This window comes from Paraburkholderia nodosa (assembly GCF_001718195.1).
Taxonomy (GTDB): Bacteria; Pseudomonadota; Gammaproteobacteria; order Burkholderiales; family Burkholderiaceae; genus Paraburkholderia; species Paraburkholderia nodosa_A.
Map to the genome: position 1 here is coordinate 235,126 of NZ_MCNV01000006.1, position 26,299 is coordinate 261,424.

A 26,299-nucleotide genomic window follows, 5' to 3' on the forward strand; every position below is an offset into this window, starting at 1 on the left:
GGCCCGTGCATTTTTGGTGTTTTCAGCTTCGTTCGTCCGGCGCGCCCGTCATCCGCGCGCTTCGGTAACGCGGCGCCTACCCTGGTTGGACCGCATCTGCACGCAGGTGTTGCGAGCAAATGCGGTGCCCGGGACAAACATCGATGGAATGGGTGCGCGCCGTAGCGGCGCACCGGCGGCGGCTCAGACGCTGAAGCGATTGAGCGTATACGCGCGATAGGCGGCGACGAACGCGTCGAACGAGCCGACTTCGTCGCGCTCGAGTTGCGCCTGCTCCGCGAGTGACTCGCGCGCGAGCGTTTCGAACTCCGCCGTGGCCTCGGCGTCGAGCGGACGCGCGAGGAATTGCGCTGCGTGGTGCTCGCTTTGTGCGCGTGCAAATTGCAGGAAGGACTGCTTGTTATCGCGCATGGTTTGCAGCACGCGCGCCGATGGCGTGAGCGACGGGTCGGCCAGCTTCGCGCGCTGTGTCGCGAGCGATCGCGTGTGTTCGTCGCTGCCGTGCGCCGCGTCGAGTACGGCGGCTGCGTGGCCGATCTTCTCGAACAGCGCTTCGGCCCACTCGTGCATCGGCACGTCCTTGCCGTCGCGCTTGAGCGCGAGACCCGGGCGGCGCCCTTCCTTCGTCACCAGGCCAAAGTTTTCATTCGATTCGGCATAGGCGTCGGCAGGCAGGAAAGGGCTTTCATCGAGCGCGCAGGCGAGCAGGTAGGCGTCGAGAAACCGTGCGGTCTCGAGCGAAATGCCGGTTGGCTCGAACGGGTCGATGTCCATGCAGCGCACCTCGACGTACTGCACGCCGCGCGCGGCAAGGGCATGCAGAGGCCGCTCGCCCGGATGCGTCACGCGCTTGGGGCGGATCGTTGAGTAGAACTCGTTCTCGATCTGCAGCACGTTCGTGTTGATCTGCACCCACTCGCCGTCGCGATGCGTGCCGATCGCCTCGTAGGGCGGATACGGCTGGCTCACGGCCTGCGCGAGCGCGTCGAGATAGCCTGCCAGCGTGTCGTAGTCGGCGCGCAAGGCGGACTGGCCCGTCGTGTTCGAGTAGCCGAGATCGCTCATGCGCAGGCTCGTCGCATACGGTAGATAGAGCGTGTCGGCGTCGAATGTTTCGAGCTTGTGCTCGCGGCCGCGCAGGAAGCGCGCGTCGAGCGCGGGCGAGGCGCCGAACAGGTACATGAGCAGCCAGTTCGTGCGGCGGAAATTGCGGATCAGCGCGAGGTAGCGCTCCGATTGATAGTCGGTGAGCGAGGCCGTGGACTGATGATGCGCATGCAGCACGCGCCACACCTCTTCGCTCAGCGAGTAGTTGTAGTGGATGCCGGCAATGCACTGCATCGTGCGGCCGTAGCGCAGCGCGAGGCCCATGCGGTACACGTACTTGAGGCGGCCGATATTCGAGTTGCCATAGCGCGCGATGGGGATGCCGTCGTCGGCGTCGGGCAGGAGGCCCGGCATCGATTCGTTCCAGAGCATCTCGCCGTCACGCGCGAGTACCGCATAGACGTAGCGGTGCAGCTCGTCGAGTTGCGCAAGCGTGATCGAGGCATCGGGCTCGGCAGGCGTGATGATCTCGATCAGCGCTTCCGAATAGTCGGTGGTCAGCGACGGATGCGTGAGCGCCGAACCGAGCGCTGCCGCGTGCGGCGTCATGGCGAGACGGCCGTCGCGCGTCACGCGCAGGCTCTCCTTCTCGATGCCGCGCAGACCGCGCGTGAGCGCGCCGCGATGTGGCCCGTCGCCCAGCACGGAAAGGCGCTGTGCGAGAACGTCGTTCGTGCGTGTAGAGGTCGTGTCTGACATTGAGGCAAGTCGGGCTCGGGCCGGCGGCGCCGTGCTGCGCGCAGTGCTGCTAAGACTCGCCGGCCGGGATTCTTTTCGGTAGCGGGCTACTTTAACATCTCGCCGAAAGACCTGCTTGGGCCTGCCTCGGGCGGGGTTTTGGCCAGTTTGCGCGCGCTTCTCTCGGTGAGGGCGCGCCTTTCCGGCGCTGCCCTAGCCGCCGCGCGCCGCGCCCGCGCGATCGGCGATTTCGTTCCACAAATGCATGGCCGCGTATGCGCGCCAGGGGCTCCACGTGTCAGTGCGGGCGCGCTGTTGGGTCGCGCGCACGAGCGCCGGGTCACGCGCCGCGATGGCCTGCATCAGCACGAGATCGGTCGCGGGCCACGCGTTCGCATCGCGCCACGCGCGCATCGCGACGTATTCCACGGTCCACGGTCCGATGCCGGGCAACGCGAGCAGTCCCGCGCGCATGGTGTCGAGATCGGCGGGTTCCGGTGCGATCGCGTCGATTTGTCTGTTTTGACGCGTGCCGCGCGGCTTCTCCTGATCGTTCTGCGCGTAGTCGCGTTCGATGATCACCGCGCCGCTCGCCACGGCCTGCGCGAAGCCCTGCAGCGCGGCGACGCGCTTGCCCGGCATGCCGATGCCCGCGAGATCGGCGGCGGCGAGCGCGGCGGGCGTGGGAAAGCGCCACGCAGTGCGCGCGTGGGCATGGTCGTCGATGCGCTTGCCCACGCGTTCGACGAGGCGCCCGATGATCGTCGTCGCCGCTTTCACGCTGACCTGCTGGCCGACGATCGCGCGCACCACGAGCTCGAAGCCAGACCACGCGCCCGGTACGCGCAGCCCCGGCACGGCTGCGACGAGCGGCGCGAGCCACGGGTCGCTGCGCAGATGCGCGGCGACGGCGGCGGGATCGGCCTGCAGGTCGAACATGCGCGAGAGCGGCGCGGCGAGCGCCGCCGCATGCGCGCTCACGGGTCCGTCGATCTGCACGACGAGGCAATGCTTGCGCGCGTGACGGCGCACGGCGAGCGTGCCGCTCGCGCCATTGAAATCGATCGCGCGCAGCCACGCGCCGTCCTCCACCGCTTCGACGCCCGGTGTGGCGCGCCCGCTGAAGAAGCGCAGCACGCGGGGCCAGTCGTAGGGCGCGCGAAACGGCAGCTCGAGTGTGGCGCTGTGCGTCGGCGCGCTGGTTTGTGCTTCGGTTTGCGAGGCGATGGCGCTCAAGTGGCGGTCTCCGGCGTGTCGGCGCGGTTCGGGGCCGAACGGCTGCTTTTCGGGTTTTTCGCACCGTTTTGCGCACCTTGCGATGCGCGTGCTTCGCTGTCGAGCAGCGCCGCCTTGCGCTCGAGCCCCCAGCGATAACCGGCGAGCGAGCCGCCCTTCTGCACGACGCGATGGCACGGAATCGCCAGCGCCACCGGATTCGACGCGCACGCACTCGCCACGGCCCGCACCGCGCGCGGCGCGCCGAGCGTTTCGGCGATCTGCGAGTAGCTGCGCGTCTCGCCGTAGGGAATGCGCTGGAGTGCGTCCCAGACGCGCTGCTGGAACGCCGTCGCGGCAATGTCGAGCGGCAGATCGAAACGCTCGCGCCGGCCGTGCAGATACGCGTCGATCTGCGCGGCAAACGGCGCGATCGCGGCCTTGTCCTCGATGCACTGCGCGTTCGCGAAATCGGCCGTGAGTGCGGCGGTGAGTGTCGCGGCATCGTCGCCGAACGCGATCCGGCAAATGCCCTTTTCCGTTGCCGCAATGAGCACGAAGCCGATCGGCGTGGGCGTGGCGGCGTAGTGGATCGTCAGCCCCGCGCCCTTGCGGCGATAGGCGGAAGGCGCCATGCCGAGCTCGCCCGGCACGCTGTGATAGAGCCGCGACGACGAACCGAAACCGGCGTCGGCGCTTGCGCGCGTGACGTCGGCGCCCTCGCCGAGCGCGTCGCGCAGCACGGCCCCGCGCCGCGCCGCCTGGTATTGGCGCGGCGAGACGCCCAGCACGCGCTTGAAGAGGCGTTGCAGGTGAAACGGGCTGAGGTGCACGGCTTCGCCGAGCTGCGCGAGCGTGAGCCGCTCTTGCGGGTCGGCGTCCAGCGCCGCACAGGCGCGCCGCACGATTTCCAGCTCACGCGGCAGGCCGCCCGGGCGGCAGCGCTTGCATTCGCGATAGCCGGCGGCGCGCGCGTCGTCGGCCTCGGCAAAGAATTCGATGTTCTCGCGCCGCGGCAGCCGCGACGCGCACGACGGGCGGCAGAACACGCCGGTAGTGCGCACGGCGTAGAAGAACGCGCCGTCGGCGCGGGCGTCGCGCGACGTGACGGCTTGCCAGCGGTCGGCGTCGTTCGTCCACTCGCTGTCAGGCGTCTGGCTCGGTTTGGCGGGTTTCATCGCTGGTTTCATTGCAGGGACGGCGCTCATTTGAGGCTCCTGGAAGTGCCTGTCTGTATGCCCTTACTCTAACTTCGCGTACGGACGACGGCGCGCCGGATCTTGCGCTGTCATTGCGGTCGACATGGGCCGTGAAGGCGCGCCTGATCGCGTACTTTTATGGCCTTCGGTGAATCCCTGGTGGCGTCTTGCCGATTCCCGTGCGACAAAATGACAACTTTGCGGGTTTTCCCTTAAAAAGTTGTTGCGTCGCGACAGCCGACTCGGTATAGTCGTTCCTGTCTCCTCCATGTCTCCTCCTGATATGGATTAAGCCCGCTCACTGCAGCGGGCTTTTTTTCGTCCCGCGTTTCCCCGGCCGCAGCGCCCAAAGCTATTTTCCGCCGGTTCCCACTGTTCTGCTGCCGCCCTGCTGCGGCCGATTCCGGTTGGCGCGGCTCGGTGAAATGCGCGCCTTCTGCGCAGCCCCGCGTCCACAGGTTCATCATGAGAATCCCAGCACGACCTCGAGGACGCCATGCGGATCCAGATTCGCGAGATCGATCACGTCGTTATCCGGGCCGCCGACATGGCCGCCATGACGCGTTTCTATTGCGAAGTACTCGGTTGCGAGCCGGAGCGTGAACAGCGCGATCTCGGCCTCGTGCAGTTGCGCGCGGGACGCTCGCTGATCGATCTCGTGACGATCGGCGGCCCGCTCGACCGGGGTTCCGGCGCAGCGCCTGCCGGCGCGAGCGGCAACATGGATCATCTTTGTCTGCGCGTGGAGCCGTTTGACGCCGAAGCGCTCACGTCGCATCTGACGCAGCATGGCGCGCGTCCCGGCCATGCCGTCGAGCGCTATGGGGCGGAGGGTTTGGGGCCGTCGCTGTATCTGTTCGACCCGGAAGGCAACATGGTGGAACTCAAGGGGCCGCCGCACGCTTGAGGGCGCGCAGCCTGCTTTCAGACGTTCTCGGGCGCCTTGAACACGCTCCATTCGACAGCCACTGGCTCAGCACTCGAATTGCCGATCCACGCCGCGCCGTCCTGCACCGTGCATTGCAGGCGCATGGTGCGCTCGGCCAGCGCGCCGAGCGACGCGGCAACGCCCTCGCCCAGCGACCAGACCGTCACGTTGCGCAGGCGTTCGACCTTGTTGCGCACGCCTTGCCACCAGATGTCGGAGGTGCGCCCGCCGTAGGCGATCACGATGACCTCGCCTGCACGCCCGCTCGCCTTGGCAATGCGGCGCTCGTCGGGCTGCCCGACCTCGATCCACGTTTCGATCGCGCCCGTATAGTCCTTGCGCCAGAGATCGGGCTCGTCCGTGTCGGACAGGCCCTTGCAGAATTCGAGCCGCTCGCCCGCAAACAGCGCGAACGCCGCGATGCGGACCATCATGCGGTCATCGGTTTCGGACGGATGGCGCGCGATCGTGAGCGCATGGTCGGCGTAATAGTGCCGGTCCATGTCCGCGATCTGCAGTTCTGCCTTGTAAATGGTCGATTTGAGTGCCATACCGAATTCCGGTCGCGCGAAAGCCGCACATGATAGCGAAGTTTCTAGCAAGCCATGTGCCGGTCGAGTGGACGCGCAGCGCGCGTCGATACGGCGCGACGCAATGCGGATGGTCTGACGAGAAAGTGACGGGGATTTGACAGCGGCGCGCGACGCGCGTGCGTCGGGCCATGTCGAGCGGCGCGTTGGGAGAGACGGCCTTACTGCTTGATGAAGCGGTCCGTGGTCCAGAGGCCTTGCTGGTCGCCATTCGCCGCGTTGACGAATTCGACGTCGTGGCCCACCACCTGTACGACGCGGAACGACTGGTTGTCGAGTGTGGACAGACACTGGAATCCCGTGAAGTATTCCTGCATCTGCTGATGCTCGCCGGCCTGCTCGTGAAGCGCGACGGCGTCGAGCTTGTCTTTCGTGAGGCACCCATAGGAGCCCGGCTTGAGTTGCACCGTTTGCTGCGGCTTGACGCTCACATCCTGAGCCTGAACCGCGACGACGCAAGCCAGGCTGGCAGCCGCGACGACGATACCGGATAGCCTTTTCATGATTGCCTCCTGCGGGTGTTAGTCAGGTTAGCTATGTATTTAACTCTTATGCCTTACCCGCGTCTTTAAAAATAGAAAACTGCCGAAAGACTGCAAGCCCGACTTGTGTGCGCTCGCAACAGCGCCGTGGAGGCTTGCAACATGGCGTCGAGCACCGCTATGCCATGAAGCGCGGCGCTAAGAGGCGTCCAGCAGCACTCCGAAGCATCGATTACAGCGTCCGGCGCCTTATCCAACAAGGCGCAGGCGGTTATAGCCAGACTACGAAAATCGAATCCGCTTTTGATTTAAACGATTTAATAGATCGCCGCGCGCCCATGACGCATTGCACCTAAAGTCGCGCGAGCGCCCATCGGGCGCGCGCTCATTAATGGATTGGCGACAGAATAAAAAGGATGCCAGCCGCTCCATGAGGCTCTCGAAACGAAGCCGCGCGCCGCGCTTGCATACGGCAAAAGTTCGTGGATAAATCGGGCTTCCCAATGGAGGAACCCCATGACTTTCGCTCACTGGCTACCGTTCGCGATCGCGTCGGCCATTCTCGTTGCCATTCCCGGCCCCACCGTGCTGCTGGTCGTCTCCTACGCGCTTGGCCACGGCCGCCGTTACGCGCTCGCAACCACGGCCGGCGTCGCGCTCGGCGACTTCACGGCGATGACCGCTTCCATGCTCGGACTCGGCGTGATCCTCGCGGCATCCGCCACGCTGTTCTCGGTGCTCAAATGGATTGGCGCCGCCTATCTGATCTATCTGGGCGTGAAGCTCTGGCGCGCGCCCGTCGGCGTTGGCGACGCACCGGACACCTCCGAGACGCGCACCGGCCGCATCTTCGCGCATGCCTACGCGGTTACCGCGCTCAACCCGAAGAGCATCATTTTCTTCGTCGCCTTCGTGCCGCAGTTCATCGATCCGCATGCGGCCATGACATCGCAGATCGTCGTGTTCGAAGCCACCTTCCTCGTGCTCGCGACGCTCAACGCGCTCGTCTATGCGCTGCTCGCAGCGGCCGCGCGCAAGGTCGTACGCAGCCCGCGCGTGCAGCGCGCCGTCAATCGTACGGGCGGCACGCTGCTCATCGGCGCCGGGCTCTTTGCCGCCGCGTGGAAAAAGGCGGCGGCATAAGCGGCGCATCCGGATCGACGGCGACCGGGATGCGGGGCCCACCCCGAGCCCCGCGAATCGGACTGTGAACGGGCACGCAGGCTGCTCAGAGCGGGTTGTGATGGTTGGCGAACATTGTTTTCAAGCTTCGGTGCGCGCCCAATGTGCAAACTGTCGCGTCTTGGCTACAATGCAATTGCAAACCGCTTGACAACCAGGAGGTAATCGTGATCGAGCACGTAATACTGGGCGCGTTTCTGGTGATTCCCCTTGTCATTGTCGTCTTCCTGTTTTCCGACGAAATCCTCGAGGAGCATCGACAGCGCGTAGAAGCGGGAGACGGACATCATATGGACTGGCGTCATCCGCTACGCAGCCTTCTGCATCACTGAGCGGGAGCACGCATCGCGCGGATGAACACGCCGAAGCACATGGGTGGCACTCGTGGATTTCGAGTTCTCCTGGATCGTACTTCGTCGCCTTGTTCGTGCTGATGGTGCTTGTCCGTCGCGCTCACCCTTCTCTGTCCGTCTGCCGGGCAGCGCGGTAGCACGCCGCGCACGCACGAGGCAGACGCGCACGGCGAGCACGCACGCTGACGGGAATCACTCCCGGCCAGCGCGCGCTGGCAAGCCACACCTCCGTAATTCAGCGTTACCACTTGCAGCACCTGTATCCAGCAATCAGGCTGACAATCGCTCGCATGTTTTCAAAGGTTCTCAGGGAGAACGACATGCGAAAGATGGCAGCCGTTTTGGTGCTGGCGGGGTGTGCGGTGGCGGCTGGCCCCGCGAGCGCGCACGATCATGGCGGTGACGTCGTGGGTGCGCTGGTTGGCGGCGCGTTGATTGGCGCCGCAGTGGGCGCCGTGCTCAACAGCGGCCCGGCGGTGGCCTACCCGGCCCAGCCGGCCTATGTACAGCCTGCGCCCGTGTATGCCGAGCCGGCGCCGGTCTATGCCGCCTCCCCGGCCGGCGCGGCGTGTTACGACCAGTATTCGGGCCGCTACGTGCCCTGCGCGCCAGCCCAGCCCGCGCCGCCTCCGCCGCAATATGACGACGGCTACGCGCAACCCGGCTACGGGCAACAGCCGGTTTATGCTCAGCCTGGCAGCGGCTGGTAATGCTTGAAGCGGCGCACGCTACGCTCGGTGCGCCGCCCATCACCTCGGTTGTTCCCCCGCGTCTAGCTCGTCTGCTCGACGGGCGTCACGCTCAGGTTGAGCCGCTGCGTCAAGCGGATCACACCGATTTCCACTGTGCGATCAATGCGCGAAACGTCGAAGAGACGCTGCAGCGTGTCGATACCGTCGACCGGCACGCCGTCGATCGTCACGATCGTGTCGTCCACGCGCAGGCCGCCGAGCGCAGCGGGACTGCCCTTGACGATCTCCATCACCCGCACGCCGGTCGTCGCGCTCAGGCTGAAGTAGCGCTGCACCTTGCGCGCGATCGGCACCGTGGTGCCGGCAATGCCGATATAGGCGCGCCGCACCCGGCCGTGTGCGAAGAGCTGCGTGATGACCCACTTTGCCGTGTCGATGGCCGTGGCGAAGCAGATGGCCTGCGCGCCCGGAATGATTGCGGTATTCACGCCGATCACCTGACCCGCCGAATTGATGAGCGGACCGCCCGAGTTGCCCGGATTGAGCGCGGCGTCGGTCTGGATCACGTCGTAGATCATGCGGCCGGATTCCGAACGCAGCGAGCGCCCGAGCGCAGACACCACGCCCGTCGTCACCGTTTGCGCGAGGCCGAGCGGGCTGCCTACGGCGATGGCGATCTGCCCGACGCGCAGGCCCGCCGAGTCGCCAAGCTGCGCGTGCGGCAGCGCCTCTGCCGCGCCGATACGCAGCACGGCGAGATCCGTGCTCGGGTCGTCGCCGACAAGGTCGGCGCTTTGTGTCGTGCCGTCCGCAAGCGTCACACTCAGCTTGCTTGCGCCATGCACGACGTGGCTGTTCGTCAGCAAGTAGCCGTCCGGCGTGAACAGGAAGCCCGAGCCGCTACCGCCGCGCGCAGGCGCCTGGCCCGATGCGCGGCGCTCGACGGCAATATGCGCGACGGCGGGCTGCACGCGCTCCAGCGCGCCGATCACGGTCCGCGAATAGGCGTCGAGGAGCACGTCGTCATCGAAGCCCGGGCGCTGGCCCGCGCCGTCGGAAGGGACGCCGCGAGCCAGATCGTCAATGAAGGAAGGTCGTCTGCCCACGATCTGAATCTCCGAAAAAGTGGGCTCTACATGCAGGGGGCGCGCGACGTTTTCAAGAGCGGGCGCCGGGCCGGCCGAATCGTCAAGCTCTTGACTGCGGCTGCCAGCCCGCTGGCGAGCGCTTCGCAAAAGAAAAAAGCCCGCTCGCGCGGGCTAATCCATGCTCGGGTGACATGGCGAGGTTAAGCGGGAATTCGCGGCGCCGGGCGCTCGCGAAGCAAACTCGGGAGTCAGGCGGCCAGCGCCTCGCGCACCGCCGCGCCGGTCGCAGCCCGACGCGCTTCGAGCTCGACCATGAGCGCGTCGACCGTGCGGAACTGGGACGGCGTAATCTGGGCGAGGTCGAGCAGCGTGCAAAGGCGCTTGTACCAGTAATCGAATGAAAAGACGGCCGGCGTCGTGCCAGCGGATAACGAGGGAGCCGTCGCGCGCATGATATGCGCGATCTCTTCGTCGATGAATCTCATGAATGCCCCCGTGCGCTGGTCCAACGCCTCGTTGTCTTGTGAAGACGTGTCTCGCCACTTTAGTTCGGCGGCGGCGCGTGTCCAGCTATCACATCGGATAGGTCAAGCTCAAAGGTCGGACGTCAACCTTTCAGACGGCTTGTTACGGTCCCCTTAACGTCGCCAGCCGCGGCCGTAATAGCCGCCCACGCCAACCCCGATATCCACCGACGGCGCCGCATAGTAGCCCGGCGCGTAGCCGTAGGCCGGCGCAGGCGCGTACGCGTAAGGCGGCGCCACCACACAACCCGTGAGGCCGGCCGACAAGCCAGCCAGAGCAATAACGCAGAAGAGTGTTTTCATCGTCGTTCTCCTATGCCACTGATTGTCGACGAGCCACGATGCGGCAAGGGTTTGGAAAAGCAACGATGTGTGTCCACAAATTACAGCCGCACGCAGCGGGCGCTGGGCGTTCGTGGAGGCAGAGAAGGGCGCGTTAGCGAGCACAAGCGTTGAAGCCAGCGCAAAACAATCGCCCGCTTGGGGGGTGCGGCGGAATTCTTGGACGGGTTTATGTCGTCAGCCCGAGGCTCTCCCGGTATTCAATCGGACTGAGTGCGCCAAGCGAGATCTTGATCCGTTTCTCGTTGTACCAGCGAATGTACGAGTCAACGACCTCGATGAACTGGTCGGTGCTGACGGTCTGCCAGTCCCGCGAGTAAAACAGTTCCGTTTTCAGCCGTCCAAAGAATCCTTCGCACGCTGCGTTATCGGGCGAGCAGCCCTTGCGCGACATTGAGCGAATCAGCCTTGCCTCACGTATCCGGGCAAGCCAGCCTGGCCAGCGATAGTGCGCACCGCGATCTGAATGGACAACAGGTCGGCTGTCGCTGCTGCCGATTGCTTCGATGGCGGCATCGAGCATCGTGTTTACGAGTTCGGCGTCTGGTCGCGTACCGATCGACCAGCTGATCACAAGCCCATCGAAGCAATCAATAACTGGCGACAGATAGACTTTGCCAGCAGGAATCTGGAACTCGGTGATGTCTGTGAGCCACTTTTCATTCGGTGCTGCGGCACGGAAATCCCGGTTGATAAGGTTCTCTGGAGCCGGACCTATTTCTCCAGCGTAGGAGCCGTATCGACGTCGCCTCGTTGTGGCCGCGCTTAGCTGCTCCTGCTTCATCAAGCGCCGAACGACCTTCTCCGAGATGAAGACTTTCTGCCTGCCAAGTGCCGCCCGCACCCGGCGATATCCGTAGCAGCGGTGGTTCAATTCAAAGATATCTGCGATGGCACTGCGTACACCCGCATACTTGTCGGCAGCCTGTATCCGCGCCCGGTGATAGAAGTAGGAGCTACGGGCGAGCCCCAATTCAGCCAAAAGCTCCGGCAGCGTGTAAGTCTGTTTCAGGGCATCAACCAGCGCCGTCTTCTCCCGATTCGTCAGGAGTTGCGGGTTGACGCCCTGGCCTTTTTTTAATATTTCATTGGCCTTCTTCAGAATGTCGTGTTCAATCTGGAGCTTCCGGATGTCTCGTCGGAGTGATTCGACTTGCTGCTCCAGCGTCGCTTTCTCGGAGCTCTGCGGCGGATCGTTGCGGCGTGTCATGGCTGAAGCAGCCTCCTGACCGAGTAACCGATCTCTCCAGTTGTACAACGTTGGCCGGCTCACGCCAATCCTTTTAGCAACTTCCTCCGCGCTTTCTCGTCGAGTGCACAGATCGATGACCGCTGTCTGCCTGAGCTCCGGTGCATACCGAATACCCGAAGCCTTCCCGAGAACGCGCTTCTTTCGCTCAGGATGCAGCTCGTCGAGCCAGGCGACGAGCGTCCCGCGTCCCGGATATCCCAAGGCCTTTGTCGTTACTGCCAGACACTGGCCATGGCTCATATAGTGGTCTGTAGCCGCTTTTTTTTGTTCCGCCGAATAGCGCGGCCTCAAGCAGATACGTTCCTTCGGCAAATCCAGACATCGCTCGTACGTGTGATACCAACGTTCGAGCGATTTCGTTGTGGGATAGCCTAACTGACGAACCGTCGCGGTGAGGCGCTTTCCAAGCTTCAAGTAGAGTTTGACCGCTCGGATGCGTTCTTCGTATGAATACATGGACCAGCTCCTAATAGTCCAAGAATTCCGCCGCACCCCCCTTGTGGAATTTTCGATTGATCGCACTACGAATTAAATGACCCGGCAGTTAACTCGTAGTGCGCAGAGATGAGGCTGAACAAGCTTCGCTTTTGAACAGCGGCGCCAGTTTGATCGACGATCGCTGGAAAAAGCGCCCAGGCCCGAAGGCCCGAGCGAAGCCGTCGCGTCAACGACGGCGGAGGTATTCGTTTAGCTATGCGAAACGCCTGCGCGGGATCTTCGCAGGCGTTTCAGCAGTATTGCCTTGTTACGGATGGTTATACATCGCGTTCCAGTCGGCCTTCGGCACCGCCGGGCGGCCTGCATCCGAGTTGCCGGCTGCCACGCCGCCATAGCCGCTCGTTGCGCCGTTCGCGGCGGCTACCTTGGCTTCGGCTGCGAGAAGATCGTCGGGGTAGTGCGGGTCCGCCCCTGCGCCAGGATGCCAGCCCGCCTTCGCGAGCTGCTCGAGCTCGGCGCGCACCTGGGCGCGGGTCACGGGCGCATTCGATTGCGCGAACGATGCCATCGGCACCACGAGTGCAACGGCAACGGCTACGGTCTGGATCAGGGACTTCATGCTGACTACCTCCTTTGGCTTTTGATTCGGTGCGACAACGTGTCTGCATCCGATGAGCGAAAGTCTAGGAGGATTGCCGCCGAGGGTTAACCCTCGGCCTTCGAAGGGATTGTTCCAGGCTGGAGAAGAATGGGGCGGCGCGCAGTGCGCTTGCGGGTTACTTCCCGATACAAAACCGGCTGAAAATCACGCCCAGCAGGTCATCGGACGTGAATTCGCCGGTGATCGAATTCAGCGATTCCTGCGCGAGCCGCAGCTCTTCGGCGAACAGATCGAGCAATTGCGAATTCTGGTCGGCGTGCGCCGCCGCGTGCGCGAGATGCTCGCGCGCCGCGCGCAGCGCGATGAGATGCCGCTCGCGCGCGAGATAGACGCTCTGCGCATCCGCCTGCCAGCCCGCAATGCGCAGCAACTCGGCGCGCAGCAGCCCAACACCGTCGCCCTGTTTCGCCGAAAGACGCAACTCGCACACTTCGCTGCCGTTGCCGGCACGACGCTGCGCCACTTCGGGCGGCACGCCGGTCAGGTCGGTCTTGTTGAGCACGCGCACGACCGGCACACCGGCGGGAAAGCGCGCGGCGATCACCTCGTCTTCGGCGTTCATGCCCGTGCGCGCATCGAGCAGATGCAGCACCACGTCTGCGCGGCCGATCTCGCTCCACGTGCGCTCGATGCCGATCTTTTCGACCTCGTCCTCGGTGTCGCGCAAACCTGCCGTGTCGATCACATGCAGCGGAATGCCCTCGACCTGGATGGTCTGGGAAATCTTGTCGCGCGTCGTGCCGGCAACGGGTGTCACGATCGCGAGCTCCGCGCCTGCCAGCGCGTTCAGCAGCGACGACTTGCCCACGTTGGGTTGTCCCGCGAGCACGACCGAAAGGCCCTCGCGCAGCAGCGCGCCCTGGCGCGCTTCGGAGAGCACCTGGTCGAGTTGCGCGCGAATGCGTGCGAGCTTGCCGCGGGCGTCCGCGGCCTCGAGGAAATCGATCTCTTCTTCGGGGAAATCGAGCGTCGCCTCCACGAGCATGCGCAGCGTCACGACGTCGTCCACGAGCGCGTGGATGTCGCGCGAGAACGCGCCGTCGAGCGAGCGGCCCGCCGAGCGCGCCGCCGCTTCGGTGCTCGCCTCGATCAGGTCGGCCACGGCTTCCGCCTGGGCCAGATCGAGTTTGTCGTTGAGGAACGCGCGTCGCGTAAATTCGCCAGGTTCCGCGAGGCGCAGCCCGAACTCGCGGCCGGCCTCGATGCAGCGCTGCAAAACGAGTTGCAGCACGATCGGGCCGCCGTGGCCCTGCAGTTCGAGCACGTGCTCGCCAGTGTACGAATGCGGCGCGGGGAACGACAGCGCGATACCGCGATCGAGCACCGTGCCGGCGCCGTCGAGGAACGGCACATAGCTCGCGTGGCGCGCAACCAGGTCCTGGCCCGTGAGGGCCTGCATCAACGCAGCGGTCGCCGCCGCGCCGGCGCGGCCGGCCGACACGCGCACGACACCAATCCCGCCGCGTCCGGGCGCGGTAGCAATGGCGACGATGGGATCGGAATCGGTGGCGAGCATGATGGGCGTGGACCGTAGAGCAGGGCTGGAATCGGGATGGAGTGCGGGGACTCACTGCGGTCTTGCAAGCACTCGCAAAACGCGAGGCATTGTAACGCGCCGGACAGAGCGTTTTCGACTGGAAACCCAGCTAAGAGCCGTCTCGATTTATCTTAATTTAGATAAGATTAGTCTTAAGGAATTCTGTCGGATTTCAGATAATTCAGGCGCTGGATCTCGCCAACATCGTGCCACACGGGAATTCATGGGGGATCTCGACCGAAGTCATACGGCAACCAGAAGCAGGTGAATTATCGCTTTTATACGTTAAATGTAGCCTAACTGGTTGTCATCTTCGGCAATTTCGGGTTGCACAATCTGGCCCATGCCGACCACCAACGAAAAAGCCGCTTTTGCCGAACGTCTCAGGTTCGCCATGAAGCGCGCGCCCGAAAAGCTACGCGGCAGCACCGACCTGGCGAACCGGTTCAATCTGCGCCATCACGGCGAGCATCCGGTTTCGCCGCAAACCGCTCACAAGTGGCTGAGCGGTCGCACCATTCCCACGCAGGACAAGCTGGAGACGCTGGCGAAATGGTTCGACGTGGACATCCACTGGCTGCACTACGGGCCTCCGGGCAATGCCGGCTCTGGCGTGCCGAGGCCGCGCAAGCCTGACGGCAAATATCCGGTTTCCGAGGAAACGCTCGAACTGGCCTCGAAGATCGAATCGCTCAGCGCCCATCACCGCTATCTCGTGCAGGAACTGGTCGCCCAATTCTACGGCGACGCCGAGAAGAACTAACGCGCACACACGAACACTAACGCGCACACACGAACGCTGCGCTCTGCGCCGTCAAGGAAATGGCGGTCCGATAACGCAAAAAGCCGTCCGGTTCGCACCGGACGGCTTTTTTTCGAGCCTGGATTCAGGCGGCGGCATCACTGCCGCCCCGGCACTCAGGCGGGCTTCTTCTTGCCCTTACCCATCATGCGCGTGATGTAGTACTGCTGCGCGATCGACAGCACGTTGTTCACGACGTAGTACAGCACGAGGCCGGCCGGGAAGAAGAAGAACATGACCGAGAACGCAATCGGCATGAACATCATCATCTTCGCCTGGACGGGGTCCGGCGGCGTCGGGTTGAGCTTGGTCTGCACGAACATCGAGACGGCCATCAGCACCGGCAGGATGAAGAACGGGTCCTGCTGCGAGAGGTCGTGAATCCAGAGAATCCACGGCGCACCGCGCATTTCCACCGACGAGAGCAGCACCCAGTACAGCGAAATGAACACCGGGATCTGGATCACCACCGGCAGACAGCCGCCGAACGGATTCACCTTCTCCGTCTTGTAGAGCTCCATGAGCGCTGCGTTCATCTTCTGCGGGTCGCTCTTGAAGCGCTCGCGCAGCGCCTGCATGCGCGGCGTGATTTCCTTCATGCGCGCCATCGACTTGTAGCTGGCGGCGGAGAGCGGGAAGAACACGGCCTTGATGAGCAGCGTGAGCAGCACGATCGACCAGCCCCAGTTGCCCACGTAACCGTGGATCTTCTCGAGCAGCCAGAAGAGCGGCTTGGCGATGATCGTCACCCAGCCGTAGTCTTTCACGAGCTCCAGGCCCGGCGCGACGCCTTCGAGCATGCGCTCTTCCTGGGGACCTGCGAAGAGGCGTGCCTGCACGGTATTCGTCGCACCCGGTGCGATCGTGCCGAGCGGCTGCTTCATGCCCACGCGATAGAGCGAGTTGTCGAACTTCTCGACGTAGATGCTGCGCTTGACGCCTTGCTGCGGAATCCACGCGGTCGCGAAGTAGTGCTGCACCATCGCGATCCAGCCGTTATCGGCCTGGGTCACGAAGTCGGCCTTGTTCTTGTCGATGTCGCCGAACGTGATCTTCTGGAAGTGATGCTCGTTCGAGTACACCGCCGGCCCGATGAAGGTGTGCGAGAAGCGCGGCGTTTCGACCGGCTGGCTGTCACGCACGATTTCCATGTAGAGCGTGGGCGAAACCGGCGCGCCACTGACGTTCTGCACCTTCCAGTCCACGCCGATCACGTAGCTGCCACGCGTGAACGTGTAGGTCTTGGTGACCTTCACGCCGCCTTTCTCGGGCGACTGCAGCGCGATCTGGAAGGAGTTGGCGTCGCCGGTCAGCTCGCGCGGGCCTTCGACTGCCGTGAACACGTCGTTGTGGTTCGGGAAGTCGCCGCCGAGCAGGCCGGTGCGCGCGAGGTACGTGTGGTCGTTCGTGTGGTCGAACAACGTGATGTACTGGTCGGGACCCTTGCCGTCGGCGCTTTCCTTCACGAGCGAAAGCTTCACGAGCGTGCCGCCGCGCGTGTCGATCACGCCGTCGTAGACGTCGGTGCGAAAGTGAACGAGCTGTGCTGCGGCTGCAGCCGGCTGGGCGGTGTTCGTCGGCGCCTGGCCCGCGGCGGCAGCGGCCGTCGGCAGGTCGGACGCGCCGTTGGCGGCGCTAGCCGGCGCAGGGCCGCTCGAGGCGGATTGCGTCTGCGTTTGCGTCGCGTTCGGGAAGAACATCGACTGGCGTCCATGGTCGCGCTGCCAGTTGTCGTACAGCATGACAGCTGACATGAAGAAGATGACCCATAGGACGGTGCGTTTGATATCCATGCGTTGTCTCAGTGTCGATGGAATGGCGCGTCAGCGCTTTTTCGGAGATGCAGGCGGGACGAGATCGACGCCGCCCGCCGAAAACGGATGGCAGCGGCACAGTCGCCGCGCGGCGAGGTAAGTCCCACGCGCGGCGCCATGATACTGGATTGCCTCGCGTGCGTAATCCGAACAGGAAGGATAAAAACGGCACCGGCTGCCGAGGAGGGGACTCACGGCAAGCTTGTAGAAACGCAGCAGTGCGATCAATACCGTTTGCATGGCGTTGCGGCCTGGCTGCGCCGCGTTCGATGACGAACCACGTGCCGCTTGCGCGGCGGCTACGTCGGATATGCCGGACTCGCGTGCCCCGCTCATGATGCGCGGGTCTTGCTCTCGTCCGGCGGCAAATCTTTACCGGCCTGGGCCTGCGGCGGTTCCCCGGCTGCCTGCCCACTTGGTGCCGCAGCCTGCGTTGCGCAAGGGGTGCGCGCAGATGTCGCAGGCGCAGCGCCGCCACGCCGCGTGACTTCGCGCGCGGCCTTTTCGAGCAGCGTTTCGATCTCGCCGCGGCACAAAGCTTTGAGCCCCGGCGAAGACGCGCCCGGCAGCGCCTTGCGGTCGAACTTCGTATGCAGGCGCAGCAGCAGGTCGAAACCTTCGAACTGCGCCCGGCGCACACGAAACGCTTCACGGGCAATGCGGCGCACCAGGTTGCGCGTGACCGCGCGCGGTGCGTACTTCTTGCCGATCACGAGCCCGAGCCGCGCCTCGTTGCCGGTGGGCCGGCCGTACACGACGAAGTGCTCGGTGCGGCGCCAGGGGCGCAAACGAAAAACGGATGAGAACTCATCCGTTTTCAGTAGCCTTGCGGCTTTCGGAAAAGCGGCTTGCGTTCGCGACGGCATGACGCCCCGATCAGTTACCAGGTTCGTCCTGTTCGCCGTGCTCGCGAGCGGGCCGCTACCCGTGATTTCGCTGATAGCGATGCTGCCCGACTTAGACGGCGAGGCGCTTGCGACCCTTCGCACGGCGTGCGTTGATCACTTTGCGGCCACCAGCGGTCTTCATGCGCACGCGGAAACCGTGGGTACGCTTGCGACGGGTAACGGAAGGTTGGAAAGTACGTTTCATGTTGCTCTCACTGTTGAGTTATGACCGCGGCGAGCATCGCGGAAAAAGGCAATGGCCGGTGGTACTAGGGATTGGTTTTCGAGGAACCCGCTATTTAAGCCGGTTTTTCGTTGGCCGTCAATAGCTTAGGCGATCGAACCTTCTCGAACGGCAGCGCAACGCCTGCATCGGCCGCGGTGAGGGCACGAACGAGCGTGCGTTGATCCGTCCCTGTGGATAACTTCCTGGTGAGGGGATTTCGGCGTTAGAATCTCGCCTATCCCAAGAATCCTGCATGCCGCTCCGGCCCGCCTGCTTGCCGCAAGACCTTTGCCGCGCGGGCTTCCGGAGCCATTGCCGTCGCCTCGTCAGGGCCTCGTCGCATCCGTGCGACAAGAGCGGGGCGACCGCAACGCATGCAAACAAAACGACCACAGCAACTCGATGAACGAATTCTGGCAACACTGTTCCGCACTACTGGAGCGTGAGCTAACGCCCCAGCAGTACGTGACGTGGATTAAACCGTTGGCCCCGGTTGCCTTCGATGCTGCGGCGAACACGCTGCAGATAGCCGCTCCCAACCGTTTCAAGCTCGACTGGGTCAAGAGCCAGTTCTCGGGCCGGATCACCGATCTGGCGCGCGACTTCTGGCAGACCCCCGTCGACGTGCAGTTCGTCCTCGACCCGAAGGCGGGCATGCGCGCGCCTCACGTCGCACCGGCGCCCGCCGCCGCGTCGCGCGCGCCGCTGGCTGCCGCGCCGGCGTCCGCATCGGTCATGAGCGCAGCCGCCGCGCCGCAGCCGGCCGCCGTGACGGGCGGGACGGGACTCGCGGGCATGGTGCATGCCGCGTCGGCCGCCGCCGCGCAGGCCACGGCCGATGACGCCGCCGACCTCGATCTGCCCAGCCTCGACGCCAACGAAGCCGCCGCCGGCCGCCGCACATGGCGTCCGGGCCAGGGCGCGGCTGCGGCCGCTTCGAGCGGCGAGCCGGACCCGACCTACGAGCGCTCGAAGCTCAACCCGGTGCTCACGTTCGACAACTTCGTGACGGGCAAGGCGAACCAGCTCGCGCGCGCGGCCGCCATCCAGGTCGCCGACAACCCCGGGATCTCGTATAACCCGCTGTTCCTCTACGGCGGCGTGGGCCTTGGCAAGACCCACTTGATCCACGCGATCGGCAACCAGCTCCTGCTCGACAAGCCGGGCGCGCGCATCCGCTACATCCACGCAGAACAGTATGTGTCCGACGTGGTGAAGGCCTACCAGCGCAAGGCATTCGACGACTTCAAGCGTTACTACCACTCGCTCGACCTGCTGCTGATCGACGATATTCAGTTCTTCTCGGGCAAGTCGCGCACGCAGGAAGAGTTCTTCTACGCGTTCGAGGCGCTCGTCGCCAACAAGGCGCAGGTGATCATCACGAGCGATACGTATCCGAAGGAAATCTCGGGTATCGACGACCGTCTGATCTCGCGCTTCGACTCGGGCCTGACCGTGGCGATCGAGCCGCCGGAGCTCGAAATGCGCGTGGCCATTCTGATGCGCAAGGCGCAATCGGAAGGCGTGAGCCTGAACGAGGACGTGGCGTTCTTCGTCGCGAAGCACCTGCGCTCGAACGTGCGCGAACTCGAAGGCGCGCTGCGCAAGATCCTCGCGTATTCGAAGTTCCACGGCCGCGAGATCTCGATCGAGCTGACCAAGGAAGCGCTCAAGGACCTGCTGACGGTGCAGAACCGCCAGATTTCGGTCGAAAACATCCAGAAGACGGTGGCGGACTTCTACAGCATCAAGGTCGCCGACATGTATTCGAAGAAGCGCCCGGCGAACATTGCGCGCCCGCGCCAGATCGCCATGTATCTGGCCAAGGAACTCACGCAGAAGAGCCTGCCGGAAATCGGCGAGTTGTTCGGCGGCCGCGACCACACCACGGTGCTGCACGCCGTGCGCAAGATCGCCGACGAACGCACCAAGGACGCCCAGCTCAATCACGAGCTGCACGTGCTCGAGCAGACGCTGAAGGGGTAAGACGCATCAGGCGGCAGCGCAATGGCGGGGCGGACGTCGTTTCCCGAAAGGTTTGCCCTGTTTATTTCGCGGATCGCCCCCAATTTAGGGAAGTGGTCCGTTTTCAGGCACAATATGGGTTTAACCGCCCGGCGGTCCGGGGCGGGAACCACCGCCGCGGCCTGTGCCGCATTAACCGCCTGAGCGGCGCCAAAGCCGCGTGACTTTCGTGGGGTCACGTCGGCAAAACCGGCGCCAGGCGGGCGCGCAGTCCGTCACATCAACGAAGGAACTCTATGCAACTGGTCAAGACCGAACGCGATAACCTGCTGAGGCCGCTGCAAACGGTGAGCGGCATTGTCGAACGCCGCCATACGTTGCCGATCCTCGCCAATCTGCTGATCACCAAAACCGGTTCCGACGTCTCGTTCCTGTCGACCGACCTCGAGTTGCAGATCACCACGACCGCCGACTTCGGCGTCGGCAACGACCAGGTGGCCACGACCGTCGCCGCACGCAAGCTGCTCGACATCCTGCGCGCGATGCCCGACGGCCAGGTCACGCTCACGCTCGCGGACAAGCGCCTCACGGTGCAGTCGGGCAAGAGCCGCTTCGCCCTGCAAACGCTCGCCGCGGACGAGTTCCCCACGGTGGCGCAGGCCAAGGACTTCGGCGCGAACCTCGCGGTGCCGCAGAAGACGTTCCGCCAGTTGCTCGGCATGGTGTATTTCGCCATGGCGCAGCAGGACATCCGTTACTACCTGAACGGCATGCTGCTCGTCGTGGACGGCGACCAGCTCATGGCAGTCGCCACCGACGGCCATCGCCTCGCGTTCTCCTCGATGAAGATCGAAGGCTCGTTCGCGCGCCAGGAAGTCATCATCCCGCGCAAGACCATTCTCGAACTCCAGCGCCTGCTCGAAGACATCGACGACGTGCTGAAGATCGACATCGGTTCGACCCAGGTCAAGTTCACGTTCGGCCAGGTCGAGCTCGTCTCGAAGCTCGTGGAAGGCAAGTTCCCCGACTTCCAGCGCGTGATCCCGAAGGCGCACAAGAACACCTTCCAGATCGGCCGCGAAGAACTGCAACGCTCGCTGCAACGCGCGGCGATTCTCACGTCCGACAAGTTCAAGGGCGTGCGCTGCATCATCGAGCCGGGCCAGCTCAAGATCATGTCGACCAACGCCGACCAGGAAGAGGCGCAGGAAGAGCTGGAAATCGCCTACCAGGGCGACACCATCGACATCGGGTTCAACGTCACGTATCTGCTCGACGTACTCGCGAACCTGAAGGTCGACACGCTGGAAGTGAGCCTCGGCGACGCCAGCTCCAGCGCACTCATCACGATTCCCGAGAACGAGGAATTCAAGTACGTGGTGATGCCGATGCGCATCTAAAAAGCGCGACAGAAGAAGAACACCAGGGGGCGCTGCGCCCCTTTGGCGTTTTTATGGCTTTTTGAAAAAGTCTCGAGCAGTAACACAGGCAGTACGCAGAACCGGAAAATTCCATGACTGATACGAACAACTCGCAACCCGACAACAGCAGCTATGGCGCCTCGTCGATCCAGATCCTCGAAGGTCTGGAGGCAGTGCGCAAGCGGCCCGGGATGTACATCGGCGACACGTCGGACGGCACCGGTCTGCACCATCTCGTCTTCGAAGTGCTGGACAACTCGATCGACGAAGCCCTCGCCGGCTACTGTAACGACATCCGCGTGGTGATCCACGCGGACAACTCCATCTCGATCACCGACAACGGCCGCGGCATTCCCACGGACGTGAAGATGGACGACAAGCACGATCCGAAGCGCAGCGCCGCCGAAATCGTCATGACCGAGCTGCACGCGGGCGGCAAGTTCGATCAGAACAGCTACAAGGTCTCGGGCGGCCTGCACGGCGTGGGCGTGTCGTGCGTGAACGCGCTTTCGAGCTTCCTGCGCCTCACCGTGCGCCGCAACGGCAAGAAGCACTTCATGGAATTTCACCGTGGCGTGCCGCAGAACCGTGTGCTCGAAGAGCGCGACGGCCACACGGTCTCGCCCATGCAACTGCTCGGCGACACGGAAAATCGCGGCACCGAAGTGCACTTCATGGCCGACGAAACCATCTTCGGCAGCGTGGAGTACCACTACGACATTCTCGCCAAGCGTATTCGCGAGCTCTCGTTCCTGAACAACGGCGTGCGCATCCGCCTGACCGACCAGCGCACGGGCAAGGAAGACGATTTCGCTTTCGCGGGCGGCGTGAAGGGCTTTGTCGAGTACATCAACAAGGCCAAGCAGGTCCTGCACCCGAACATCTTCTACATCTCGGGCGAGAAGGACGGCGTGGGCGTCGAAGTGGCGATGCAGTGGAACGACAGCTACAACGAAAGCGTACTGTGCTTCACGAACAACATCCCGCAGCGCGACGGCGGCACGCACTTGACCGGTCTGCGCGCGGCGATGACGCGCGTGATCAACAAGTACATCGCCGACAACGAAATCGCCAAGAAGGCCAAGGTGGAAACCTCGGGCGACGACATGCGCGAAGGGTTGTCGTGCGTGCTTTCGGTGAAGGTGCCGGAGCCGAAGTTCAGCTCGCAGACGAAGGACAAGCTGGTTTCCTCGGAAGTGCGCGCGCCGGTCGAAGACGTCGTGGCGAAGGCGCTCGAAGAGTTCCTGCTCGAAACGCCGAACGACGCGAAGACCATTTGCGGCAAGATCGTCGACGCCGCGCGCGCGCGCGACGCTGCGCGCAAGGCACGCGAAATGACGCGCCGCAAGGGCGTGCTCGACGGCGTGGGCCTGCCGGGCAAGCTCGCGGACTGCCAGGAAAAGGATCCGGCGAAGTCGGAGGTTTATATCGTCGAGGGCGATTCGGCAGGCGGCTCGGCCAAGCAAGGCCGCGATCGCAAGTTCCAGGCAATCCTGCCGCTGCGCGGCAAGGTGCTGAACGTCGAAAAGGCCCGCTACGACAAGCTGCTGTCTTCCGAGCAGATCGTCACGCTAATCACCGCGCTCGGCTGCGGCATCGGCAAGGACGACTACAACCTGGACAAGCTGCGCTATCACCGCATCATCATCATGACTGACGCGGACGTGGACGGCGCGCACATCCGCACGCTGCTGCTCACGTTCTTCTATCGCCAGATGCCGGAGATGATCGAGCGCGGCTACGTGTATATCGCGCAGCCGCCGCTGTACAAGCTCAAGGCGGGTAAGGACGAGCGTTATCTCAAGGACGATTCGGAGCTCAACGCGCATATGCTGCGTCTCGCGCTGCAAGGCTCGGAGCTCATGCCGAGCGAAGGCGCGACGCCGATCTCCGGCGACGCGCTCGGCGAACTCGCGCGCTCGTACCAGCTTGCGCGCGGCGTGGTGGATCGTCTCTCGCGTCTGTACGACGAGCGTGCGCTCGAAGCGATCATGGACGGCGTGGCGATCGACCTGTCGAGCGAAGCCTCGACCGAGGCTTCGGCGCGTGCACTCGAAGCGCAGCTGCGCGACGATCCGCTCAAGCCTGAAGTGAGCGTCGTGCCGATGTACGACCAGGTGCGCGAGCAACGTTCGCTGCGCGTGGAGCGCCGCCATCACGGCAACGTGAAGGTCTCGGTGATCGACGAGGAGTTCCAGCTCACCGCCGACTATCAGCAGCTCGTGAACACGGCCAATACCTTCAAGGGCTTGATCGGCAAGAACGCCGTGATCAAGCGCGGCGAGCGCAGCATGGCCGTGAACGACTTCAAGAGCGCGATGAAGTGGCTGATCGCCGACGCCGAGCGCAACGTGTCGAAGCAGCGCTATAAGGGGCTTGGCGAGATGAACCCCGGGCAGCTGTGGGAAACGACGATGGACCCGACGGTGCGGCGTCTGCTGCGCGTGCAGATCGAAGACGCGATCGCTGCCGACGGCATCTTCACGACGCTCATGGGCGACGACGTCGAGCCGCGTCGCGCGTTTATCGAAAGCAATGCGCTGCGGGCGGGGAATATCGACGTTTGATCGTCTACGCCTGCATTGAACAACAAACGCCCGGTTTCCCGGGCGTTTGTTTTTTGTACGGCCTCACGCCGCAACTCAAGCCGCGAAACCCACCGGGATGACATAGACGACGCTCTGCCCGGCAGGCAAACCGAGCGCGTGCGCTGCCTGCGGCCCATCGACCGCGCCCACGGGCACGGCGACGAGCCCGAGCGCAACGGCCTGCAGCAGCATGTTCTGGGCGGCGTGCCCGGCCTCCAGATCGCTATACACGCCGGCTCTCCCCCCATACCGCTGCTTGAGCCGGCCGGGATCGGCAGCCACCACGATCAAGGCCGGCGCCGCCCCGACAGACGCCTGGTTGAGTGCAAGCGCTTGCAGCTTGGGGCGCATGTCGGGCGTCGCTCGCGTCTGCGCGCGGTGGCCTTGAGGCACGTAGTGCATCACCTCTGCGGCGGTCACCATGTAGAGTTCAAGCGCAAACAAAGCGCCGGCCGAAGGCGCCGCGCGCTTGCCGTCCGGGCTGGTCACGCCCTGGCCGGCCCACAGCAGCTGGCCGATGGTCTCGACAGGCAACGCGTCGGACCGGAACCTGCGTACGGACCTGCGCCGCTGGATGGCATCCTCGAGAGAGACCGTGCCGGAGACTTTGGGCTTGGGCAGTGCGATCTCATTGGTGTACTTCGCCGGGCTCTCCTGCGCCTGGCTGGTGGAAACCTGGGTCATTGCGCCCGCAGCCAGCGCGGCCAGCAGTTCACGGCGTTTCATCCGGCGCCTCCATGAGTGACGGAGCAGGCCTCGACGGCCTTCGCGATTTTCACTATTTCACGTTTTCGAGCGACACCCGGACCATGGCGCAATTCGATCAATAGTCACCACTGGCCCACTCGCAGAAGTTATAGACCGTAAATTCGAGATTGCGAGGTCCGATTCAACATCGCGATTTACAGCAGCGAAAAAGCGCCCTTGAAGGCGCCATTTTTTGTGTGGAAGACAGCGGCAATTCGCGTTCTGCACTATCCACAGCCCCCAGCGGATAACTGCCGGAAAACCCCTGGAAATCACTGTGCATGAATCGGGGATAACTTCGTCTGCACGCAAACTGTGGAAAAGTTGCCAGCAGCTGCCTCGTGTTGTCCCGTTAACGCCCGCACGGTTATGGTTTTTCCACAGCCTTGTTTACTCAATGGTTTTCCGGGGTTATCCACAGAATACCCAGGGGCTTGTTAACTATTACTACGTTTACGTATACATACGTTATTAAAACCTTAGAACCCTCGCATCGGAAACGAAGATGCCGCCGTAAACGTCCCGGCGGCATCGTTCGAAGTGTGCGAATCGCCTGCCTTATGCGAGCGGGATATAAAGCTCCGTTTTCAAATCGTCCGGCGCCGCCTCATCGGGCGTATTCAGATAAACCTCGAACGAAGGCGCCGAAAAGTCCGGCGTGCGTCCGAGCTTATTGAGCCCTTCGTTGTAAAACCAGATCCACGCCTGGCCTAGCGCCTGATACGGCCCCTTGTGCAGCATCATCGCGTGCTCGCCGCCACGCAGCTGGAACTTCTCAACGGGCGCCACGATCTCCACGTCGGTTTCGTGCCCCAGATGCAGCGCCGCTTTCGAGCGCAGCTTCGACTCGTCGACCGTATTGGGATCGTCGTAATAGATGCCGACCATCTTCGAGCCGGACGTGCGCACGTTGCGCTCGCCGAGCCATTGCGCGAGCGTGTAGAACGCGTCGCCGATCTTCATGTACGGACCCACGTGGCTGACGGCGAGCAGGTCCATCGGCTCGAGGGTGAGTAGTTTCACGTCGTGGTTTTGCATGATGGCGTCTCCTGGTGCGATGGCCGCGCGATGGCGCAGCGCCTGCGAACCAAGATAGCACCACGCCCGGTGCGACGCCCCTGGCGTGCCGGGCGCTCGAGCGTCACGAACTCACGCGTGTCACCGGATGCGCCTCGAGCCACGCGTTCTCTTCGTCGTCGTAGAGCCGCGAGCGCGTGAGAAAGCGCAGGCCCGTGGGTCGTTCGAGCGAAAACATGCCGCCGTTGCCTGGCACGGCGTCGATGATGAGCTGGGTGTGCTGCCAGTATTCAAACTGCGCCTGGGTCATATAGAACGGCATCCCGCCGATTTCTCCCAACTGCACGTCGGCATTGCCGACCATGAACTCGCCGACGGGAAAGCACATGGGCGCGCTGCCGTCGCAGCAGCCGCCCGACTGGTGAAAGAGCAGGGACCCGTGCTCGCGCGCCAACTGCTCGATCAGCGCGAGCGCGGCCGGCGTGGCGGTAACGCGTTCGACCATGTCGTGACGCTCCTCTCGAGAGGCTACGAAGGGGGCGTCGCGCGCAATTGCGGCCTCTC

At 63.8% G+C, this 26,299-nt stretch carries 26 protein-coding genes; 8 read left to right on the top strand and 18 right to left on the bottom strand.

The features are described from left to right. Positions 1–183: 183 nt before the first annotated feature. From gshA to ada, 3 genes are all read right to left on the bottom strand, one after another. Positions 184–1,806 (bottom strand): glutamate--cysteine ligase, encoded by a 1,623-nt coding sequence (gene gshA, locus BFD71_RS13735; RefSeq protein ID WP_069264530.1) that lies wholly within the window; start codon positions 1,804–1,806, stop codon positions 184–186. Positions 1,807–1,998: 192 nt separating this feature from the next. Continuing rightward, positions 1,999–3,012, bottom strand: coding sequence for a DNA-3-methyladenine glycosylase family protein (locus tag BFD71_RS13740; RefSeq protein ID WP_069264763.1), 1,014 nt, complete (start codon positions 3,010–3,012; stop codon positions 1,999–2,001). 5 nt (positions 3,013–3,017) lie between these two features. Then, positions 3,018–4,178 carry a bifunctional DNA-binding transcriptional regulator/O6-methylguanine-DNA methyltransferase Ada gene (gene ada, locus BFD71_RS13745; protein WP_069264532.1) on the bottom strand — a complete coding sequence of 387 codons (1,161 nt, stop codon included), beginning with the start codon at positions 4,176–4,178 and terminating at the stop codon, positions 3,018–3,020. Between the two features lie 517 nt (positions 4,179–4,695). On the opposite strand from ada, the gene BFD71_RS13750 reads away from it, so the two are divergent. Next, the gene (locus tag BFD71_RS13750; protein ID WP_069264534.1) at positions 4,696–5,106 is read left to right on the top strand and encodes a VOC family protein; all 411 of its coding nucleotides are present in this window, start codon (positions 4,696–4,698) and stop codon (positions 5,104–5,106) included. A gap of 17 nt (positions 5,107–5,123) precedes the next feature. Here the strand turns inward: BFD71_RS13750 and BFD71_RS13755 are convergent, their stop codons facing one another. After that, positions 5,124–5,678 carry a YaeQ family protein gene (locus BFD71_RS13755; RefSeq protein WP_069264536.1) on the bottom strand — a complete coding sequence of 185 codons (555 nt, stop codon included), beginning with the start codon at positions 5,676–5,678 and terminating at the stop codon, positions 5,124–5,126. A gap of 200 nt (positions 5,679–5,878) precedes the next feature. Next, complete coding sequence (sap1, locus tag BFD71_RS13760) at positions 5,879–6,220, bottom strand: surface attachment protein Sap1 (protein ID WP_069264540.1); 342 nt, start codon at positions 6,218–6,220, stop codon at positions 5,879–5,881. Between the two features lie 495 nt (positions 6,221–6,715). Between sap1 and BFD71_RS13765 the strand changes: the two genes are divergently transcribed. From BFD71_RS13765 to BFD71_RS13775, 3 genes are all read left to right on the top strand, one after another. After that, complete coding sequence (locus BFD71_RS13765; protein ID WP_069264542.1) at positions 6,716–7,342, top strand: LysE family translocator; 627 nt, start codon at positions 6,716–6,718, stop codon at positions 7,340–7,342. A 206-nt stretch (positions 7,343–7,548) separates the two neighbouring features. Then, positions 7,549–7,713 carry a hypothetical protein gene (locus BFD71_RS41430; RefSeq protein WP_176732878.1) on the top strand — a complete coding sequence of 55 codons (165 nt, stop codon included), beginning with the start codon at positions 7,549–7,551 and terminating at the stop codon, positions 7,711–7,713. Between the two features lie 341 nt (positions 7,714–8,054). Next, positions 8,055–8,444, top strand: a complete 390-nt coding sequence (locus BFD71_RS13775) for a hypothetical protein (protein WP_069264546.1) — start codon at positions 8,055–8,057, stop codon at positions 8,442–8,444. A 62-nt stretch (positions 8,445–8,506) separates the two neighbouring features. Here BFD71_RS13775 and BFD71_RS13780 read toward each other — a convergent pair whose 3' ends face one another. The 6 genes from BFD71_RS13780 to mnmE all read right to left on the bottom strand — a co-directional run bounded on the left by BFD71_RS13780 (position 8,507) and on the right by mnmE (position 14,247). After that, on the bottom strand, positions 8,507–9,532 hold the full coding sequence (locus BFD71_RS13780) for a S1C family serine protease (RefSeq protein ID WP_069264548.1): 1,026 nt from the start codon (positions 9,530–9,532) through the stop codon (positions 8,507–8,509). Positions 9,533–9,762: 230 nt separating this feature from the next. Continuing rightward, on the bottom strand, positions 9,763–9,999 hold the full coding sequence (locus tag BFD71_RS13785; protein WP_069264550.1) for a hypothetical protein: 237 nt from the start codon (positions 9,997–9,999) through the stop codon (positions 9,763–9,765). A gap of 153 nt (positions 10,000–10,152) precedes the next feature. Then, positions 10,153–10,341, bottom strand: a complete 189-nt coding sequence (locus BFD71_RS13790) for a hypothetical protein (protein ID WP_069264552.1) — start codon at positions 10,339–10,341, stop codon at positions 10,153–10,155. Between the two features lie 208 nt (positions 10,342–10,549). After that, positions 10,550–12,088, bottom strand: a complete 1,539-nt coding sequence (locus BFD71_RS13795) for an IS3 family transposase (RefSeq protein WP_069264554.1) — start codon at positions 12,086–12,088, stop codon at positions 10,550–10,552. A 289-nt stretch (positions 12,089–12,377) separates the two neighbouring features. Continuing rightward, on the bottom strand, positions 12,378–12,689 hold the full coding sequence (locus BFD71_RS13800; RefSeq protein ID WP_069264556.1) for a DUF4148 domain-containing protein: 312 nt from the start codon (positions 12,687–12,689) through the stop codon (positions 12,378–12,380). Positions 12,690–12,846: 157 nt separating this feature from the next. Beyond that, positions 12,847–14,247, bottom strand: coding sequence for a tRNA uridine-5-carboxymethylaminomethyl(34) synthesis GTPase MnmE (gene mnmE, locus BFD71_RS13805; RefSeq protein WP_069264558.1), 1,401 nt, complete (start codon positions 14,245–14,247; stop codon positions 12,847–12,849). Positions 14,248–14,611: 364 nt separating this feature from the next. On the opposite strand from mnmE, the gene BFD71_RS13810 reads away from it, so the two are divergent. Then, entirely contained in the window at positions 14,612–15,031 is a 420-nt protein-coding gene (locus tag BFD71_RS13810; RefSeq protein WP_069264560.1) for a helix-turn-helix domain-containing protein, read from the top strand. Positions 15,032–15,186: 155 nt separating this feature from the next. Here the strand turns inward: BFD71_RS13810 and yidC are convergent, their stop codons facing one another. The 4 genes from yidC to rpmH all read right to left on the bottom strand — a co-directional run bounded on the left by yidC (position 15,187) and on the right by rpmH (position 17,976). Next, positions 15,187–16,863: a membrane protein insertase YidC gene (gene yidC / locus BFD71_RS13815; RefSeq protein WP_069264562.1), complete on the bottom strand. Its 1,677-nt coding sequence runs from the start codon at positions 16,861–16,863 to the stop codon at positions 15,187–15,189. Positions 16,864–16,893: 30 nt separating this feature from the next. Further along, a complete protein-coding gene (gene yidD / locus BFD71_RS13820; protein ID WP_028203242.1) occupies positions 16,894–17,124 on the bottom strand; it encodes a membrane protein insertion efficiency factor YidD in 231 nt (76 codons plus the stop codon). Positions 17,125–17,216: 92 nt separating this feature from the next. After that, positions 17,217–17,750 carry a ribonuclease P protein component gene (gene rnpA / locus BFD71_RS13825; RefSeq protein WP_083245244.1) on the bottom strand — a complete coding sequence of 178 codons (534 nt, stop codon included), beginning with the start codon at positions 17,748–17,750 and terminating at the stop codon, positions 17,217–17,219. A gap of 91 nt (positions 17,751–17,841) precedes the next feature. Beyond that, positions 17,842–17,976 (bottom strand): 50S ribosomal protein L34, encoded by a 135-nt coding sequence (gene rpmH, locus BFD71_RS39090; RefSeq protein ID WP_026120950.1) that lies wholly within the window; start codon positions 17,974–17,976, stop codon positions 17,842–17,844. A gap of 423 nt (positions 17,977–18,399) precedes the next feature. Between rpmH and dnaA the strand changes: the two genes are divergently transcribed. From dnaA to gyrB, 3 genes are all read left to right on the top strand, one after another. Next, on the top strand, positions 18,400–19,983 hold the full coding sequence (dnaA, locus tag BFD71_RS13830) for a chromosomal replication initiator protein DnaA (protein WP_069264564.1): 1,584 nt from the start codon (positions 18,400–18,402) through the stop codon (positions 19,981–19,983). A 275-nt stretch (positions 19,984–20,258) separates the two neighbouring features. Next, the gene (gene dnaN, locus BFD71_RS13835; RefSeq protein WP_028203240.1) at positions 20,259–21,362 is read left to right on the top strand and encodes a DNA polymerase III subunit beta; all 1,104 of its coding nucleotides are present in this window, start codon (positions 20,259–20,261) and stop codon (positions 21,360–21,362) included. Between the two features lie 113 nt (positions 21,363–21,475). Continuing rightward, the gene (gene gyrB, locus BFD71_RS13840) at positions 21,476–23,950 is read left to right on the top strand and encodes a DNA topoisomerase (ATP-hydrolyzing) subunit B (protein ID WP_069264566.1); all 2,475 of its coding nucleotides are present in this window, start codon (positions 21,476–21,478) and stop codon (positions 23,948–23,950) included. Between the two features lie 75 nt (positions 23,951–24,025). On the opposite strand, the gene BFD71_RS13845 is transcribed toward gyrB, so the two are convergent. The 3 genes from BFD71_RS13845 to BFD71_RS13855 all read right to left on the bottom strand — a co-directional run bounded on the left by BFD71_RS13845 (position 24,026) and on the right by BFD71_RS13855 (position 26,240). Continuing rightward, positions 24,026–24,697, bottom strand: a complete 672-nt coding sequence (locus BFD71_RS13845) for a SagB/ThcOx family dehydrogenase (protein ID WP_069264568.1) — start codon at positions 24,695–24,697, stop codon at positions 24,026–24,028. 579 nt (positions 24,698–25,276) lie between these two features. Beyond that, positions 25,277–25,756, bottom strand: a complete 480-nt coding sequence (locus BFD71_RS13850; RefSeq protein WP_069264570.1) for an AraC family transcriptional regulator — start codon at positions 25,754–25,756, stop codon at positions 25,277–25,279. Positions 25,757–25,859: 103 nt separating this feature from the next. Next, positions 25,860–26,240 carry a DUF779 domain-containing protein gene (locus BFD71_RS13855; protein WP_069264572.1) on the bottom strand — a complete coding sequence of 127 codons (381 nt, stop codon included), beginning with the start codon at positions 26,238–26,240 and terminating at the stop codon, positions 25,860–25,862. Between the last annotated feature and the right edge of the window lie 59 nt (positions 26,241–26,299).

Coding starts and splice junctions, on each gene's coding strand:
- gshA (WP_069264530.1), bottom strand. CDS start 1,806: ATGTCAGACACGACCTCTACACGCACGAACGACGTTCTCGCACAGCGC.
- ada (WP_069264532.1), bottom strand. CDS start 4,178: ATGAAACCCGCCAAACCGAGCCAGACGCCTGACAGCGAGTGGACGAAC.
- BFD71_RS13750 (WP_069264534.1), top strand. CDS start 4,696: ATGCGGATCCAGATTCGCGAGATCGATCACGTCGTTATCCGGGCCGCC.
- BFD71_RS13755 (WP_069264536.1), bottom strand. CDS start 5,678: ATGGCACTCAAATCGACCATTTACAAGGCAGAACTGCAGATCGCGGAC.
- sap1 (WP_069264540.1), bottom strand. CDS start 6,220: ATGAAAAGGCTATCCGGTATCGTCGTCGCGGCTGCCAGCCTGGCTTGC.
- BFD71_RS13765 (WP_069264542.1), top strand. CDS start 6,716: ATGACTTTCGCTCACTGGCTACCGTTCGCGATCGCGTCGGCCATTCTC.
- BFD71_RS13775 (WP_069264546.1), top strand. CDS start 8,055: ATGCGAAAGATGGCAGCCGTTTTGGTGCTGGCGGGGTGTGCGGTGGCG.
- BFD71_RS13785 (WP_069264550.1), bottom strand. CDS start 9,999: ATGAGATTCATCGACGAAGAGATCGCGCATATCATGCGCGCGACGGCT.
- BFD71_RS13790 (WP_069264552.1), bottom strand. CDS start 10,341: ATGAAAACACTCTTCTGCGTTATTGCTCTGGCTGGCTTGTCGGCCGGC.
- BFD71_RS13795 (WP_069264554.1), bottom strand. CDS start 12,088: ATGTATTCATACGAAGAACGCATCCGAGCGGTCAAACTCTACTTGAAG.
- BFD71_RS13800 (WP_069264556.1), bottom strand. CDS start 12,689: ATGAAGTCCCTGATCCAGACCGTAGCCGTTGCCGTTGCACTCGTGGTG.
- mnmE (WP_069264558.1), bottom strand. CDS start 14,247: ATGCTCGCCACCGATTCCGATCCCATCGTCGCCATTGCTACCGCGCCC.
- BFD71_RS13810 (WP_069264560.1), top strand. CDS start 14,612: ATGCCGACCACCAACGAAAAAGCCGCTTTTGCCGAACGTCTCAGGTTC.
- yidC (WP_069264562.1), bottom strand. CDS start 16,863: ATGGATATCAAACGCACCGTCCTATGGGTCATCTTCTTCATGTCAGCT.
- yidD (WP_028203242.1), bottom strand. CDS start 17,124: ATGCAAACGGTATTGATCGCACTGCTGCGTTTCTACAAGCTTGCCGTG.
- rnpA (WP_083245244.1), bottom strand. CDS start 17,750: ATGCCGTCGCGAACGCAAGCCGCTTTTCCGAAAGCCGCAAGGCTACTG.
- rpmH (WP_026120950.1), bottom strand. CDS start 17,976: ATGAAACGTACTTTCCAACCTTCCGTTACCCGTCGCAAGCGTACCCAC.
- dnaA (WP_069264564.1), top strand. CDS start 18,400: ATGAACGAATTCTGGCAACACTGTTCCGCACTACTGGAGCGTGAGCTA.
- dnaN (WP_028203240.1), top strand. CDS start 20,259: ATGCAACTGGTCAAGACCGAACGCGATAACCTGCTGAGGCCGCTGCAA.
- gyrB (WP_069264566.1), top strand. CDS start 21,476: ATGACTGATACGAACAACTCGCAACCCGACAACAGCAGCTATGGCGCC.
- BFD71_RS13845 (WP_069264568.1), bottom strand. CDS start 24,697: ATGAAACGCCGTGAACTGCTGGCCGCGCTGGCTGCGGGCGCAATGACC.
- BFD71_RS13850 (WP_069264570.1), bottom strand. CDS start 25,756: ATGCAAAACCACGACGTGAAACTACTCACCCTCGAGCCGATGGACCTG.
- BFD71_RS13855 (WP_069264572.1), bottom strand. CDS start 26,240: ATGGTCGAACGCGTTACCGCCACGCCGGCCGCGCTCGCGCTGATCGAG.